General features: G+C 60.7%; 14 protein-coding genes. 12 read left to right on the top strand and 2 right to left on the bottom strand.

What is annotated here, in order from left to right; translation table 11 throughout:
* Positions 1-67: 67 nt before the first annotated feature.
* A complete protein-coding gene (locus tag ACR0LW_RS13710) occupies positions 68-517 on the bottom strand; it encodes an ATP-binding protein (RefSeq protein ID WP_480708657.1) in 450 nt (149 codons plus the stop codon).
* Positions 518-536: 19 nt separating this feature from the next.
* Positions 537-875: an STAS domain-containing protein gene (locus ACR0LW_RS13705; protein WP_170523892.1), complete on the bottom strand. Its 339-nt coding sequence runs from the start codon at positions 873-875 to the stop codon at positions 537-539.
* A 104-nt stretch (positions 876-979) separates the two neighbouring features.
* Between ACR0LW_RS13705 and ACR0LW_RS13700 the strand changes: the two genes are divergently transcribed.
* The 12 genes from ACR0LW_RS13700 to ACR0LW_RS13645 all read left to right on the top strand — a co-directional run bounded on the left by ACR0LW_RS13700 (position 980) and on the right by ACR0LW_RS13645 (position 14,616).
* Positions 980-2,152: an acetyl-CoA C-acyltransferase gene (locus tag ACR0LW_RS13700; protein ID WP_480882960.1), complete on the top strand. Its 1,173-nt coding sequence runs from the start codon at positions 980-982 to the stop codon at positions 2,150-2,152.
* 93 nt (positions 2,153-2,245) lie between these two features.
* Positions 2,246-2,695, top strand: coding sequence for a GAF domain-containing protein (locus tag ACR0LW_RS13695; protein ID WP_480882959.1), 450 nt, complete (start codon positions 2,246-2,248; stop codon positions 2,693-2,695).
* A gap of 226 nt (positions 2,696-2,921) precedes the next feature.
* Positions 2,922-4,406, top strand: coding sequence for a peroxidase family protein (locus ACR0LW_RS13690; RefSeq protein ID WP_480882958.1), 1,485 nt, complete (start codon positions 2,922-2,924; stop codon positions 4,404-4,406).
* A gap of 156 nt (positions 4,407-4,562) precedes the next feature.
* Positions 4,563-5,132, top strand: coding sequence for an XRE family transcriptional regulator (locus ACR0LW_RS13685; protein WP_170455187.1), 570 nt, complete (start codon positions 4,563-4,565; stop codon positions 5,130-5,132).
* A gap of 13 nt (positions 5,133-5,145) precedes the next feature.
* Positions 5,146-5,769 (top strand): LysE family translocator, encoded by a 624-nt coding sequence (locus ACR0LW_RS13680; RefSeq protein WP_480882957.1) that lies wholly within the window; start codon positions 5,146-5,148, stop codon positions 5,767-5,769.
* A gap of 4 nt (positions 5,770-5,773) precedes the next feature.
* Positions 5,774-6,154 carry a GFA family protein gene (locus ACR0LW_RS13675; RefSeq protein ID WP_480882956.1) on the top strand — a complete coding sequence of 127 codons (381 nt, stop codon included), beginning with the start codon at positions 5,774-5,776 and terminating at the stop codon, positions 6,152-6,154.
* 15 nt (positions 6,155-6,169) lie between these two features.
* On the top strand, positions 6,170-8,617 hold the full coding sequence (locus ACR0LW_RS13670) for a GcvT family protein (RefSeq protein WP_480882955.1): 2,448 nt from the start codon (positions 6,170-6,172) through the stop codon (positions 8,615-8,617).
* A 17-nt stretch (positions 8,618-8,634) separates the two neighbouring features.
* Complete coding sequence (locus ACR0LW_RS13665) at positions 8,635-9,111, top strand: cupin domain-containing protein (protein WP_480882954.1); 477 nt, start codon at positions 8,635-8,637, stop codon at positions 9,109-9,111.
* A 3-nt stretch (positions 9,112-9,114) separates the two neighbouring features.
* A complete protein-coding gene (locus ACR0LW_RS13660) occupies positions 9,115-10,167 on the top strand; it encodes an alcohol dehydrogenase family protein (RefSeq protein WP_480882953.1) in 1,053 nt (350 codons plus the stop codon).
* A 12-nt stretch (positions 10,168-10,179) separates the two neighbouring features.
* A complete protein-coding gene (locus ACR0LW_RS13655) occupies positions 10,180-11,073 on the top strand; it encodes a homocysteine S-methyltransferase family protein (RefSeq protein WP_480882952.1) in 894 nt (297 codons plus the stop codon).
* Between the two features lie 16 nt (positions 11,074-11,089).
* On the top strand, positions 11,090-12,073 hold the full coding sequence (locus ACR0LW_RS13650; RefSeq protein ID WP_170455175.1) for a helix-turn-helix domain-containing protein: 984 nt from the start codon (positions 11,090-11,092) through the stop codon (positions 12,071-12,073).
* Between the two features lie 89 nt (positions 12,074-12,162).
* Positions 12,163-14,616: a GcvT family protein gene (locus ACR0LW_RS13645; protein WP_480882951.1), complete on the top strand. Its 2,454-nt coding sequence runs from the start codon at positions 12,163-12,165 to the stop codon at positions 14,614-14,616.
* Positions 14,617-14,712 lie beyond the last annotated feature (96 nt).

The following is a 14,712-nucleotide window of genomic DNA, read 5'->3' as shown; positions in this document are numbered from 1 at the left end:
TGTATGACGGGGGTTTGCGGCGCGACAATGGTTCGAAAAAGGCCTTATTATGGCTATTGCTTGCCGGTCAGTCTTGCGGATCGAAGTCGAACCGCAGCGACAGGCGATTACATCCGTCCCGCCTTTCATACCAGATATCGCTGGTAAGCTGGTGGATCAGAAACCAGCCAAATCCGCCTTCGGGCAGGTCCTGAACGCCTGTCTCGACCGAAGCAGGAACCCCGTCGGGCAGTTTGTAGCCGGGCAGGGGATTGCCGGTATCGGAAATCAGGATGTCCAGCCGGTTGTGGTCAAGCCTGCAAGTCACCTGCACTTTGGCCGGGGCGATGCCCGCATAGGCATGTTCGACCACGTTGTTGATCGCCTCAGCCAGTGCGATCTTCACATCATCCGCCATATGCGCCGGCAGCCCCTGCCGCGACAGGCCGGTGCTAAGTTGCGAAATCCCCGCGCTCGCTTCGGCCTCAGTGGCCGGGAAGGTCAGTTCAAGGCAGGTTTTGGTCCCAATCGGCTTCACGCAGTCCACTCCGCCCAGATCAGTCGATGGAACCGGCCAGGGCGTCATCCAGGGTGGCAAACAGATTGAACACCGTGTCCATGCGGGTCAGGCGAAACACCTTTTCGACCACCGGTTGCAGCCCAGCCAGATCCAGCCTGCGCCCGGCCCCAAGCTGCTTCATCGAGGCGACAATTGCGCCCAGCCCGCTGGAATCGATAAATTCGACACCGCCAAGATCCAGCACCACCCGGTTGCATCCCGTTTCGGTTGCGCGCCGCATGTCTTCCTTGAACTGAATGGCCATGGCGGCGTCGATCCGGTCGGTCTGGACCGTGATGATCTGAGTCTCACCGGAGGTTGTAGTGGTCAGGCCCATGTTTGACCGCCCTCTTTCCTGGAATTGCTTCGTAGAAATACGCTAGACGGCAAATCTTACCATTCGGTATGCAGAAGCCGGAAAATGAACAAAGGAAGACTGTGATGAATGAGGTTGTGATCGCAGGGGCCGCCCGCACGCCGATGGGTGGATTTCAGGGCATGTTCGACGGGGTCGCAGCCGTGGATCTGGGCGGGGCCGCAATTCGCGCCGCATTGGAACAGGCAGGCACCGAGACCGTGGACGAGGTGCTGATGGGCTGCGTTCTTCCCGCAGGACAAGGGCAGGCCCCGGCACGTCAGGCCGGTTTCGCCGCCGGTCTGGGCCAAGAGGTGCCGGCCACGACACTCAACAAGATGTGCGGATCGGGCATGAAGGCGGCCATGATGGCCTTTGACCAGATCGCACTGGGCCATGCCGATCTGATGGTTGCGGGTGGAATGGAAAGCATGACGAACGCCCCCTACCTGCTGCCGAAAATGCGCGGCGGCGCGCGTATCGGGCACGGTCAGGTCGTCGATCACATGTTCCTCGACGGGCTTGAAGATGCTTATGACAAAGGCCGCCTGATGGGCACCTTCGCCGAAGACTGTGCCGAATCCTTCCAATTCACCCGCGAGGCGCAGGACGAATACGCGCTGCAATCCCTATCCAATGCTCTGGCGGCGCAGGACAGCGGGGCGTTCGACGGCGAGATCGCTCCGGTTTCGGTACGCACCCGGAAAGGAGAGGTGATCCAATCGGCGGATGAGCAGCCAAAATCAGCCCGGCCCGAAAAGATCCCAACCCTGAAGCCGGCCTTCCGCAAGGATGGCACGGTGACCGCTGCCAATGCCTCATCGATCTCGGATGGCGCGGCGGCGCTGGTTCTGGCGTCTGCCTCAGCGGCTGAGGCACAGAATCTGTCCGTTCGTGCGCGTATCCTTGGCCACGCCAGCCACGCGCAGGCCCCCGGCCTGTTCACCACAGCACCGGTCCCGGCTGCGCAAAAGCTGCTGGCTCGCATTGGTTGGAGTGTCGAGGATGTGGATCTGTGGGAGGTGAACGAAGCCTTCGCCGTTGTCCCGATGGCCTTCATGCATGAAATGGGCCTGCCCCGGGACAAGGTGAACGTGAACGGCGGGGCCTGCGCGCTGGGCCACCCCATCGGCGCGTCTGGCGCTCGAATCATGGTCACACTGCTGAACGCATTGGAGAAGCGGGGCCTCAAACGCGGCGTCGCAGCGATCTGCATCGGCGGCGGCGAAGGAACGGCCATCGCCATAGAACGCATTTGACCCTTCTTCTTGTTTCAAATACGGCGGGGGTGAATTGAGCCAAAGGCTCAAGAGGGGGCAGCGCCCCCGCCCCTGATAGATAAAAGCGCAACCATGACCGCCGATTACGACACGCTTGCCAAAACCATCGCCGCGCTGACCGAAGGCGAGACCGATCAGGTTGCCTTGATGGCGACCATCGCCTGCGAAGTGCATCACGCCGATGATCGGTTTGACTGGACGGGCTTTTACCGTGTGACTGAACCGGGGTTGCTGAAGATCGGCCCGTATCAGGGCGGACATGGCTGCTTGACCATCCCGTTCGATCGCGGTGTCTGCGGTGCTGCGGCGCGTACGGGAGAGGTTCAGCTGGTTCCCGACGTAGATGCGTTTCCCGGCCATATAGCCTGTGCCTCCTCCACCCGGTCCGAGCTGGTCTTGCCCGTGCGGGACGCCGCGGGCGAGGTGATTGCGGTGTTCGATATCGACAGTGATCAGCCTGATGCGTTCAACGATGCGGACGCGGATGCGCTGGGCGGAATTCTGGCGCGGGTCTTTGGCTGATAGCCACGTCCGGCACCGGTTGCCCCGACCCGCCTGACGCCAATTCGCCCTGCGTTTATTGGACCTGAGCTTGTGCTGCCAAGTATCGGAAAGGTCTGGAAGACCCTTTCCCGTCGGCGGATTCGCGCGCCGTCAAATTGAGAATCTTCCCTGTTTCTGCTATGAATCGACCTGTCGGATTTTTATTTTCACCGGCATTTTTTATTTGTTTCAGGAGTATTTTGTTATGGCAGGTATGCATCACGGCCTTACGCGGCTTGATCAACTCACCAAGGTTTGTCTCAACGGCGCGGGCCCCTCCAGACCCTTTGTGCAGACCCTTGGGCGTCTCAAGCCACCAAACCCGGTTCATATCGTCAAGATCACCCATGCGGATGTGATCCATGCGCTGGACGACTTGTCTCAGTCCATGCGAGCCAAGGAAAACCATGATGGTCCGGCGGATGCGGGCATGACCTTTCTGGGTCAGTTCGTTGACCACGACATCACACTGGATGCGACATCGGCCCTGGGCACCCGGATCGATCCGGCCACCATCCCGAATGTCAGAACGCCCAGCCTGGACCTCGACTGCGTCTATGGTGCCGGGCCCGAGGCGTCACCGCATCTCTATGGAGCCGGGGATCAGGATCACATGCTGATGTTCGGGCGCAAGGAAAACCATCTGGATCTGGCCCGCACCTGCGCGGGCAAGGCCCTGATCGGTGATCCGCGCAACGACGAGAACATCATCGTCGCACAAGTGCAGGGCATCTTTATCGAGTTGCACAACATCCTGATGAGCAAGCTGAGCGAGGGCGGGTCCGAAGCCAAGGATATTCACGCCTGCGCCCATGAAGGGATCAGTGCCAAAATCTGGAAGGATCACGTATCCCCCGGATTAAGCAACTTTCAGGAAGTGCGGCGGTTCATTCGTCTGCATTACCAGTGGATCGTCTGGAACGAGTTGCTGCATGCCTTCGTAGAAGACAGCTGCCTGACGGCAGCGATGAAACGTCCGATCTTTGGCTGGGATGCGCCGGTCATGCCGGTTGAATTCACCGGTGCTTGTTATCGTTTCGGCCATGCAACGACGCAATTCGAATACAAGCTGAACGCGTCCGGCAGCCCCGTCAGCCTGTTCGCAACGCGAGGCTTTGGCCCAAGGGACAAGGCAGCCAATATCGACATGGACCTGTATTTCTCGATGAACAGCAAGACCGCGTCGCAAAAGGCCCGACCGGTTGGGCCCAAAATGGGCGCGCCGCTGCTGGAGCTGCCCTTCGTCACCGGCCAAATCGCGTTGGAGGATATCGGCGAGACGCTGACCGAGGCGCAATCCAAGAACCTGGCGCTGCGCAACATGATCCGCGACCGGTATACGTATCAACTTGCCAGCGGTCAGCACTTTGCCGCGCATCTGGGAACCGCCCCCGTTGCCGTGCCGCCAGAGCTTGCCGCCAAAGGGTTTCAGAAAACGCCCTTGTGGTTCTATGCGCTGCAAGAGGCTGAACAGCACGGGCACGGTAAACTCACCGGTGTTGGCGGTCTGATCGTCGCCTCGGTCTTTGCCAATCTTCTGCTGCGGGATCCGACGACCTTTGTGCACATCCCACACTTCAAGCCATGGCCAGGATTTGGTGGCCAGCCGTCCTGTATGGCCGGCATTATTGCTTATGTCGAAGCCAACCGGGGGCATATCCGCGATCCGCACAGTCTGATGTGTGGCTGAAGACGTGTGAAAACCTGTCGGGCATCTGATGCCCGACAGGTCCAACGATACTGTTACCGCGTTCGATGGGATTGCGTGAAAAAATGCTTTGAAATTTCACGAACCTCTGGCATCGTGAAAAATAGAGAGAAATTTTCACGAGATTCGGAGCGGCCAGTGAACAGCCAAGCCCCCCAAAGTGCCACATTGGGTGCCGATATTCGCGCGCTGCGAAAGGCGCGTGGGTTGACGCTGACCGAGATCGCGGCACGTTTGGATCGCTCTGTCGGGTGGCTCAGCCAGGTTGAACGCGACAAATCCGACCCGTCGATTTCCGACCTGCGCCAGATTGCGGAATCGCTGGGCGTGCCAATGTCGATGCTGTTCGCGCATTCCGCGGTTCCCAGCGACGAACAAGGCTACGTGGTGCGGGCCGGAACCCGCAGACCCATGGGATCGGGTGAAGAGGGTCTGATCGAAGAACTGCTCTCGCCCGATCTGACCGACGATTTCGAGATGGTGCATTCCACCTTCGAGCCTCGGTCGCAAATGCAAACCCCGGCCAACCGACCGACGCAGGAGGTCGGGTATATGGTATCCGGGCATCTGGACCTGACCATCGGCAGCCGCCAGTTCACGGTGGGACCGGGTGACAGTTTCCGCATCAAGCATGAACCCTATCAATGGGCGAACCCCTATGATGAGCCCGCCGTGGCGATCTGGGTCATCGCCCCGCCGGTGTATTGAAGAGAGCGTATTGATGAGCTTTGAGGCTTGGACCATATTCGCGCTGTTCTGGGTGGTTTTCGTCACTACGCCCGGACCGAATGCGGTCAATTGCATCTCGAACGGTATGAGCCTGCCGTTTCCCAAGGCGATGCTGGGGGTGCTGGCGATCCTGACTCAGGCCAGCGCGTTTCTGGTCCTGTCTGCGTTGGGCGTGACCGCCCTGATCGCGGCCTCACCTACCGGGTTCTTCATCGCCAAACTGGTGGGGGCTGGGTTCCTGATCTGGGTCGGTATCCGTGGCTGGATGAACGCCACCAAGCCCGCGCCTGCATCTGAACGGCCCGCTCGGCATGTCTATCTGCACGCGCTGGCGGTGGCGACGATCAATCCCAAAAGTGTGGCCGGATACCTTGCCGCCTTTTCGCAATTCGTGCAGCCGGACGTGCCGATCTGGCAGCAAATGGGGGTCATCATGCCCACCGCGCTGGTCATCACCACGCTCAGCTATACCGGCTTCACACTGCTAGGCGCGCTGATGGGCAAGGCGGCGCTGGGGGCGGTGTTCAACATATGGGTGCGCCGGATCATGGCCGCCTGTTTCATCATCTACGGCGTGTTGCTGGGCACCAGCTCCACGCCCGTTGCAAGGGGGTAATCACATGCACAAAGGTTCCTGCCTGTGCGGCGCGGTCGCCTTTACCATCGATGGGGATCTGTCGCCACCTTCGGCCTGCCATTGCAGCCAGTGCCGCAAGCAATCGGGCCATCACTGGTCCTCGACCTCGACCCATCAGGACAACCTGAGTTTCACCGCCAGCGACACGCTGCGCTGGTTCCGTGCCTCGGACATTGCCCGGCGCGGGTTCTGTGCCCAATGCGGCTCGTTCCTGTTCTGGCAGCACAATGATGAGGACACAATTTCGATTTCCATGGGGGCGTTTGATGCGCCCACCGGATTGATGCTCTCGCAGCATATCTTTGTCGCCGACAAGGGCGATTACTACGACATCACGGACGATCTGCCCCAACGGGCACAGTAACAGGGATCAAGACGAATGAGTGATTTTCCGACAAAAGCCCGCGTGGTTGTTATCGGTGGCGGTGTGGTGGGGACCTCCTCGCTGTATCATCTGGCCAAGAAAGGCTGGACCGACTGCGTTCTGCTGGAAAAGAACGAGCTGACCGCCGGGTCTACATGGCACGCGGCGGGCAATGTGCCCACATTCTCGACCTCATGGGCGATCATGAACATGCAGCGCTATTCGACCGAGCTGTATGCGCGTCTGGGCGAGGAAGTCGATTATCCGATGAACTACCACCAGACCGGATCCATCCGTCTGGCGCACACCAAAGAGCGTGTGCAGGAGTTCGAGCGTGCCTGCGCCATGGGTCGCTATCAGGGCATCGAGATGGAGATGTGGACGCCCGAGCAGGCCAAGGAGAAATACCCGTTCCTGGAAACCCACGATCTGGAAGGCGTGCTGTTCGACCCCAGCGATGGTGACATCGACCCGGCGCAGCTGACGCAGGCGCTGGCCAAAGGCGCGCGCGATATGGGCGCGAAAATCCTGCGCTTTACGCCTGCGACCGGTGTGACCCAACATGAGGATGGCAGCTGGACCGTCAGCACCGAAAAGGGCGATATCGACTGCGATTACGTGGTCAACGCCGCCGGGTATTACGCGCAGCGCGTTGGTGAGTGGTTCAAGCCTTATGGCGGGCGCACGGTGCCGATGATGGTGATGAGCCACCAGTACTTGCTGACCGAAGAAATCCCCGAGATTGAGGCTTGGTCGAAGGAAACCGGCAAAAAGCTGCCTCTGCTGCGCGACGTGGATGTGTCTTATTACCTGCGTCAGGAAAAGCACGGCTTTAACATCGGCCCATATGAGCCCAACTGCCGCGCCCATTGGGAGACCGACTCTGACCCGATGCCGGACGATTTCAGCTTCCAGCTCTGGTCCGACGATCTGGACCGGATCGAAGACATCGTCGCCGACGCGATGGAGCGTGTGCCGCTGTCCGGTGAGGCCGGAATCTCGCGCATCATCAACGGCCCGATCCCCTATGCGCCCGATGGCCTGCCGCTGATCGGCCCGATGCCCGGTGTGAAAAACGCGTTCGAGGCCTGCGTCTTTACCTTTGGCATCGCGCAGGGCGGCGGTGCTGGCAAGGTGCTGGCGGAATGGATCGTCGATGGCCACACCGAATGGGATATGTGGTCGGTCGATCCGCGCCGCTACACCGACTACACCGATCACGATTACTGCGTGAAAAAGGGGATGGAGGTTTACGGCAACGAATACGCCATGCATTTCCCCCACCACGAATGGCCCGCCGCGCGCGACAAGAAACTGTCGCCGGTGCATGACACGGTCAAAGAACTGGGCGGTGTCATGGGCGCCTATAACGGCTGGGAACGCGCCAACTGGTTCGCGCAGCCGGGCGACGACACCTCGCTTGACGCCACGCACACATGGGGCCGCTCCGGTCCGTGGGAGAGCCGCATCAAAGAAGAATGTGAGGCCGTGCGCGACCATTGCGGCGTGCTCGACCTGCCGGGTTTCTCGCGCTTCATGGTCAAGGGCGAGGGTGCCGCCGAGGCGCTGCGCGGTCTGGTCACGGGCGGTCTGCCCAAGGCGGGCCGGATGAACCTTGTCTATATCTCGGACGACCGGGGCCGCATCCTGACCGAGATGTCCTGTATCCGTCTGGGCGAAGATGAGTTCGTGATGATCACCGCCGCCACCGCGCAGTGGCATGACCGCGACATCCTGCTGAAGGCGATGCCTGCCGGGGTGTCGGTCGAGGATGTGACCACCACCCGCGACACGCTGATCGTGACCGGCCCGAAATCGCGCGAAATCCTGTCGGGTCTGACCGATGCGGACCTGTCCACCGGATGGCTGACCCACCAGTCGGCCACCGTTGCAGGCCAACCCGCCTATCTGATCCGCGTGTCCTTTGCCGGTGAACTGGGCTGGGAGGTTCATGCCCTGAACGAGCATATGCCCGCGATCTATGGTGCCATCATCGACGCTGGGGCCAAACCGTTCGGCATGTATGCGCTGAACAGCTTGCGTATCGAAAAGGGGTACCGCGCGTGGAAAGGCGATCTGTCGACCGATTACTCGCTGCTGCAAGGCGGGCTGGAACGGTTCGTCAGGCTGGACAAGCCGCAGGACTTCCCCGGCAAGGCTGCAATCCAGAACGAGAAACAGCAGGGTCCTAAGAAACAGTTCGTCACCCTGCTGGTCGAGGCTGGCGATTGCGACGCGCCTTACATGTCCTGCATCTGGCATGACGGTCAGATCGTTGGTGAAACCACGTCCGGCGCATGGGGCTATCGCATCAACGCCTCGGTCGCGCTGGGTATGGTGCGCCCCGATCTGGCGGTTCCGGGCACCGAGCTTGAGGTCGAAATCTACGGTCAGAAACACCGCGCCGTGGTACAAGAGGACCAGCCGCTCTGGGATCCCGCGAACGAGCGGCTGCGCGCGTAGCCCGCACGGAGACCGCCATGAGCAAACGATATGCCAAACTGGGACCCGGAGAGGGTCCCAACTATGACTGGGAAAATGACCACACCTTCGTCAAGGTGTCCGGTCAGGACACCAGTGGCGCATATACGCTCATGGAAGACAATCTGAAGGCCAGCTTCGCGCTTGGCCTTCATCGCCACGACAGCCATGCCGAGACCTTCTATTTTCTGGAAGGTGCGGTGGATTTCTACGTCGATGGCGACTGGCATAGATGTACCCCGGGAACGACGATGCATGTCCCGCCCAGGGTGCCCCATGCCTGCCGGGTGGCCGATGCGGCCCCCGCCAGAATGCTGATGATCTTCCAACCCTCGGGCTTCGATGGCTTTCTGGCTGAACTGGCCGTGATGGATGAGGCTGATTTTGCCGATGAAGCCAAAATGGCCGCGCTTAACGCGCGGTACGACATTGTGCCGATGGGCCCGGTTCCAGCGCATCCCGATGATGCGGGCTGACAGATGACTTTGCCAGAAACCATGTCCGGCGTTTACCTGACCCGCCACGGTGGGCCAGAGGCGCTGGAATGGCGGCAGGATATTCCCGTTCCTCAACCCGGTCCAGGGCAGGTGTTGGTGCGCGTCGCGGCTGCCGGGGTCAACAACACCGATATCAACACTCGGGTTGGCTGGTATTCCTCGGACGTCACAAGCGCCACCGGGGAGGTCGATCAGGATGTCGAGGCCGGCGGCTGGGGCGGTGCGCTGCACTTCCCTCGGATTCAGGGCGGTGATCTGTGTGGCATCGTCGAAATGGTTGGCGCGGGGGCAGGGTTCAAGCCGGGTCAGCGCGTGACTTGTCCGATCAACCTGCCGCGCCCACGTCCGGGTCATCCGCAAGGGTTCATCGCCCTGGGGTCCGAGATCGATGGCGCGTTTGCGCAATATTGTCTGGTTGAGGCGGATGATCTTTATGACGTCAGTGCCTCGCCCCTGTCAGATGTGGAAATCGCCGCCATTCCCTGCGCTTTCGGCACCGCCGAGAACCTGCTAACCCGGGCGGGTGTGACTGCGGGCCACAAGGTCCTGGTCACTGGAGCATCAGGCGGCGTCGGACTGGCTGCCGTGCAACTGGCGCGCCTGCGTGGCGCGTCGGTCTGGGGCGTGACCAGCGCGGCCAAGGCGGACGTGGTGAAAGCTCAGGGCGCGGTCCAGACCTATGACCGGGATGCCGCTTTGCCCGCTGACATGTTCGATGTTGTGATCGACGTGGTCGGTGGCCCGGCTTGGGCGGCGCTGATCCTGGCGCTGAAACCCGGCGGGCATTATGCCGTTTCGGGCGCGATTGCCGGTCCGATGGTTCAGGCCGATCTGCGCGACATCTATCTGCGCGACATTACCATCCACGGCTGCACCCATCAGTCCCCCGAGGTGTTTGGGCGTTTGGTTGAGTTGATGAACGCAGGGCGCATCAAACCGTTGATTTCCCGCACATACCCCTTAAAGGACATCATCACGGCGCAAGAGGATTTTCAATCCAAGGCGCTGCCTGGAAAACTGGTGCTGATCCCGTAAGGAGCTGGAAACATGGCCGATATCACCCTTCTGGATGGCTCGATCGGGCAAGAGCTGGTGAAACGCAGCGGGAAACGCCCGACGCCGTTGTGGTCGACACGGGTGATGATCGATCACCCCGAACTGGTGCACGACGTTCATGCCGAATATTTCCGGCGCGGCGCGACCGTGGCAACGACCAACACCTACGCCGTTCATCGCTCGCGTCTGGTGCGGGAAGGGATCGAGGATCAGCTTGCAACCCTGGTTGAAACAGCCGTCGCGCAGGCAAACGCCGCACGGCAGGGTACGGCAGGGCGGGTGGCCGGATCGCTCGGCCCGCTTCTGGCAACCTACCGGCCTGATCTGAAACCTGACCCCGAGGATGCGGCACGGAAGTTCGGTGAACTGGTCTCGTTGATGGCGGACGACGTAGATCTGTTTTTGATCGAAACGGTGTCTTCACTGCTCGAGGCCGAAGGCACCCTGCGCGGCACGGAAGGCTGCGGCAAGCCGGTGTGGCTGGCCCTGTCGGCCATGGATGATGACGGCACGCGGTTGCGCTCGGGTGAGGCTTTGGAGCTGATCGCGCCTTTGGTTGCGCAGTACCAACCGCAGGCTTTGCTGATCAACTGCACCCGGCCCGAGGCTGTTCCCGCAGCACTGGACATCCTGTCCGGTATGGGGTTGCCCTACGGGGCCTATGCCAACGGTTTCACCCATATCGCCGATGGGTTTTTGCAGGATGCGCCAACCGTTGACAGCCTTCAGCAGCGCCATGACCTTGGCCCCGACGCCTATGCAGATCACGCGATGGCTTGGGTGGAACACGGGGCCACGATTATTGGCGGATGCTGCGAGATCGGCCCGGACCATATCGAGGCACTGGCCCACCGCCTTGTGGCTGCCGGTCATCAGATCGTCTGAACCGAATGGGGGCTGAATGAAAAAGAAAAACAATTCAGCTTCGGCGGATCAGACCGCTGACCCGATCCATTTTGACATTCTGGTCGCGCCCGGATTTGTGCTGCTGGAACTCGCGTCACTGGTGGATGTTCTGCGCATTGCCAACCGGGTGAGTCCGACGCCGCCATTCTCGTATAGCTACCGATCCCTGCGCGGCGGTGCCGTGGCCAGCAGCAGCGACGCGACAGTCGCGACCGAGGTCGTGTCGGCGCACCCCAACGCGGCTTATCTGTTCGTTATCGGCAACTCGAACCCGGACCACCCGGATCTGTCTTTGGGGCGGATCGTCTCGGACTACACTTATCGCGGTGCGCAGGTCTTTCTGCTGGCCGAAGCCGCCAGCCGGTATATCGATGAACAGGGCACTGCGGATCTGGCAACCCATTGGGAAAATGCCTCTTTCCTGCGTGAACGCGGTGCCCGGTTCGAGGCCACACTGTCCATCGCCACCGAACGGGGCGGGGTGGTGACCTGCGCCGGTATGAGCGCGACCACCGATATCGCCCTGTCTGTGATCGGTCGCCATATCTCGGGCCCGACGCAAATGACCGTGGCCGACATCATGCTGCACGAGAACATTCGCGACTTTGCGTCGATGCAGCCCTTCTCGGGCGCGAAAACCACGGCAACAGGCGACGCCAAGCTGGATCAGTGCATCAAGCTGATGCAGGCGAATATCGAGGACCCTTTGCCCATTCACGAACTGGTGGACGCGCTAGGCATTTCGAACAGATCGCTTGAGCGGAAGTTCAAGGCCTTCTTCGGGACCACACCCAACGGGTTCTACCGTGAAATGCGATTGGCCAAGGCCAACAACCTGCTGCTGAACACCACCATGAGCGTCCGCGAAATCGGACTGGCCTGCGGGTTCCCGAACGGATTTTCCTCGGTCTACAAAAGTTTCTTCGGCGTCACGCCCTTCGTGATGCGTCGGCAAAAGAGACAATCCGCACAAAGATGATTTTTGCGGATGCGGTGACGTTTTTGATGGATTCTGTGTCGATCTTTCGTGTCATGCAGATGAAAACCTGACAAAGCGGAGTCGTCAGAATGGTTGATCTTCCCAACAAGGCCCGCGTGGTCATCATCGGCGGTGGCGTCGTCGGATGTTCGGTCGCGTATCACCTGACCAAGAAAGGCTGGAACGATGTTGTTCTGCTGGAACGCAAGCAACTGACCAGCGGCACCACATGGCACGCGGCGGGCCTGATTGCGCAGCTGCGCGCGACGGCCAACATGACCAAGCTGGCGAAATACAGTCAGGAGCTTTACGGTGCGCTGGAAGAGGAAACCGGCGTTGCCACCGGCTTCAAGCGGGTTGGCTCCATCACCGTCGCCCTGACCGAAGAACGCAAGGAAGAGATTTACCGTCAGGCCGCCATGGCCCGCGCCTTTGGCGTCGAGGTCGAAGAGATCTCGAACGAACGCGTGCAAGAGATGTATCCGCATCTGAACCTCGACGGTGTCACGGGTGCCGTCTACCTGCCGCTGGACGGGCAGGGTGATCCGGCAAACATTGCGCTGGCACTGGCCAAGGGCGCGCGGCAGCGCGGCGGCATCGTCAAAGAACGGGTGAAAGTCACCGACATCGTCAAACAGGGCCGCAAAGTGACCGGTGTGGATTGGGTCGCAGACGATGGCAGCGCCTCGGGCCACATCGAATGCGACATGGTGGTGAACTGCGCAGGCATGTGGGGGCACGAAGTTGGCCGCATGGCCGGCGTGAACGTGCCGTTGCACGCGTGTGAACACTTCTACATTGTCTCGGAACCCATCGACGGCCTGACCCCGCTGCCGGTGCTGCGCGTGCCGGACGAATGCGCCTATTACAAGGAAGACGCGGGCAAGATGATGCTGGGCGCGTTCGAGCCCAACGCCAAGCCCTGGGCGATGGATGGCATCCCCGACAGCTTTGAATTTGACCAACTGCCCGAAGATTTCGACCACTTCGAGCCGATCCTCGAAGCCGCCTGTAACCGGATGCCGATGCTGGCCGAGGCGGGGATTCATACGTTCTTCAACGGCCCGGAATCGTTTACGCCCGACGACGCCTATCATCTGGGTCTGGCGCCCGAGATGGACAATGTCTGGGTCGCCGCCGGGTTCAACTCGATCGGTATCCAGTCCGCCGGTGGCGCTGGCATGGCGCTGGCCGAATGGATGGACAGCGGCGAGAAACCGTTTGATCTGGGTGACGTGGATATCAGCCGGATGCAGCCGTTTCAGGGCAACAAACAGTACCTGTATGAGCGCTCGAAAGAGACGCTGGGCCTGCTTTACGCCGACCACTATCCCTATCGTCAAAAGGCCACCGCGCGCGGTGTGCGCCGGACACCGTTCCATCACCACCTGAACGAGCACGGGGCCGTGTTCGGCGAAATCGCGGGTTGGGAACGTGCCAACTGGTTTGCCAATGAAGGGCAGGAACGCGAATACCAGTATAGCTGGAAACGGCAGAACTGGTTCGAAAACTCGGCAGCCGAACACCGCGCCGTGCGCGAGAATGTCGGCATGTATGATATGTCGTCCTTCGGCAAAATCCGCGTCGAAGGCCCGGATGCCGAGGCGTACATGAATTATATCGGCGGCGGTGATTACGCGGTGCCCAATGGCAAGATCGTCTACACCCAGTTCCTGAACCGCTCGGGCGGGATCGAGGCGGATGTGACCGTCACCCGCCTGGCCGAGACCTGTTACCTGGTGGTCACCCCTGCGGCGACGCGTCTGGCTGACCAAAGCTGGATGCAGCGCAATGCCGGTGGTTTCAACGTGGTCATCACAGACGTCACCGCTGGCGAGGGCGTGCTGGCCGTCATGGGCCCGAACGCGCGCAAGCTGCTGGAAAAAGTCTCTCCGGCTGATTTCTCGAACGCGACCAACCCGTTTGGCACCGCGCAGGAGATCGAGATCGGTATGGGCCTGGCCCGCGCCCATCGCGTGACCTATGTGGGTGAGCTTGGTTGGGAGGTATATGTCTCATCGGACATGGCAGGCCATGTCTTTGAGACGCTGCATGAGGCCGGTCAGGACATGGGGCTGAAACTGTGCGGTATGCACATGATGGACAGTTGCCGGATCGAAAAAGGCTTCCGCCATTTCGGTCATGACATCACCTGTGAGGATCATGTGGTTGATGCGGGCCTTGGCTTTGCCGTCAAGGTCGACAAGGGCTGCGATTTTATCGGGCGCGAGGCTGTGATCGCGCGCAAGGAAAGTGGGCCGAAGAACCGTCTGGTGCAGTTCAAGCTGACCGATCCCGAGCCATTGTTGTTCCACAATGAACCGATCCTCCGCGACGGCGAATATGTGGGCTATCTGAGTTCGGGCAACTATGGCCACACGCTGGGCGGAGCCATCGGCATGGGTTATGTGCCCTGCGAGGGCGAGAAAGCAGCGGATGTACTGGCCTCAACCTACGAGATCGACGTGTGTGGTGTGAAGGTCAAGGCAGAAGCCTCGCTCAAGCCGATGTACGATCCAAAATCGGAACGTGTGAAACTGTGACGAAGGGGGCAGGGGGCGCTGCCCCCGCCGCCCGTGCCGGGCGACTCCCCCGGGATATTTAGAGCCAGATGAAGCAGGGGATCCGGACTTCATCTG

This window comes from Ruegeria sp. N4 (assembly GCF_056531425.1).
Note: the sequence above shows the minus strand (reverse complement) of the source record. Positions and strands in the feature narration are given on the sequence as shown.

Coding starts and splice junctions, on each gene's coding strand:
- ACR0LW_RS13695 (WP_480882959.1), top strand. CDS start 2,246: ATGACCGCCGATTACGACACGCTTGCCAAAACCATCGCCGCGCTGACC.
- ACR0LW_RS13660 (WP_480882953.1), top strand. CDS start 9,115: ATGACTTTGCCAGAAACCATGTCCGGCGTTTACCTGACCCGCCACGGT.
- ACR0LW_RS13675 (WP_480882956.1), top strand. CDS start 5,774: ATGCACAAAGGTTCCTGCCTGTGCGGCGCGGTCGCCTTTACCATCGAT.
- ACR0LW_RS13680 (WP_480882957.1), top strand. CDS start 5,146: ATGAGCTTTGAGGCTTGGACCATATTCGCGCTGTTCTGGGTGGTTTTC.
- ACR0LW_RS13700 (WP_480882960.1), top strand. CDS start 980: ATGAATGAGGTTGTGATCGCAGGGGCCGCCCGCACGCCGATGGGTGGA.
- ACR0LW_RS13665 (WP_480882954.1), top strand. CDS start 8,635: ATGAGCAAACGATATGCCAAACTGGGACCCGGAGAGGGTCCCAACTAT.
- ACR0LW_RS13670 (WP_480882955.1), top strand. CDS start 6,170: ATGAGTGATTTTCCGACAAAAGCCCGCGTGGTTGTTATCGGTGGCGGT.
- ACR0LW_RS13655 (WP_480882952.1), top strand. CDS start 10,180: ATGGCCGATATCACCCTTCTGGATGGCTCGATCGGGCAAGAGCTGGTG.
- ACR0LW_RS13705 (WP_170523892.1), bottom strand. CDS start 875: ATGGGCCTGACCACTACAACCTCCGGTGAGACTCAGATCATCACGGTC.
- ACR0LW_RS13645 (WP_480882951.1), top strand. CDS start 12,163: ATGGTTGATCTTCCCAACAAGGCCCGCGTGGTCATCATCGGCGGTGGC.
- ACR0LW_RS13690 (WP_480882958.1), top strand. CDS start 2,922: ATGGCAGGTATGCATCACGGCCTTACGCGGCTTGATCAACTCACCAAG.
- ACR0LW_RS13650 (WP_170455175.1), top strand. CDS start 11,090: ATGAAAAAGAAAAACAATTCAGCTTCGGCGGATCAGACCGCTGACCCG.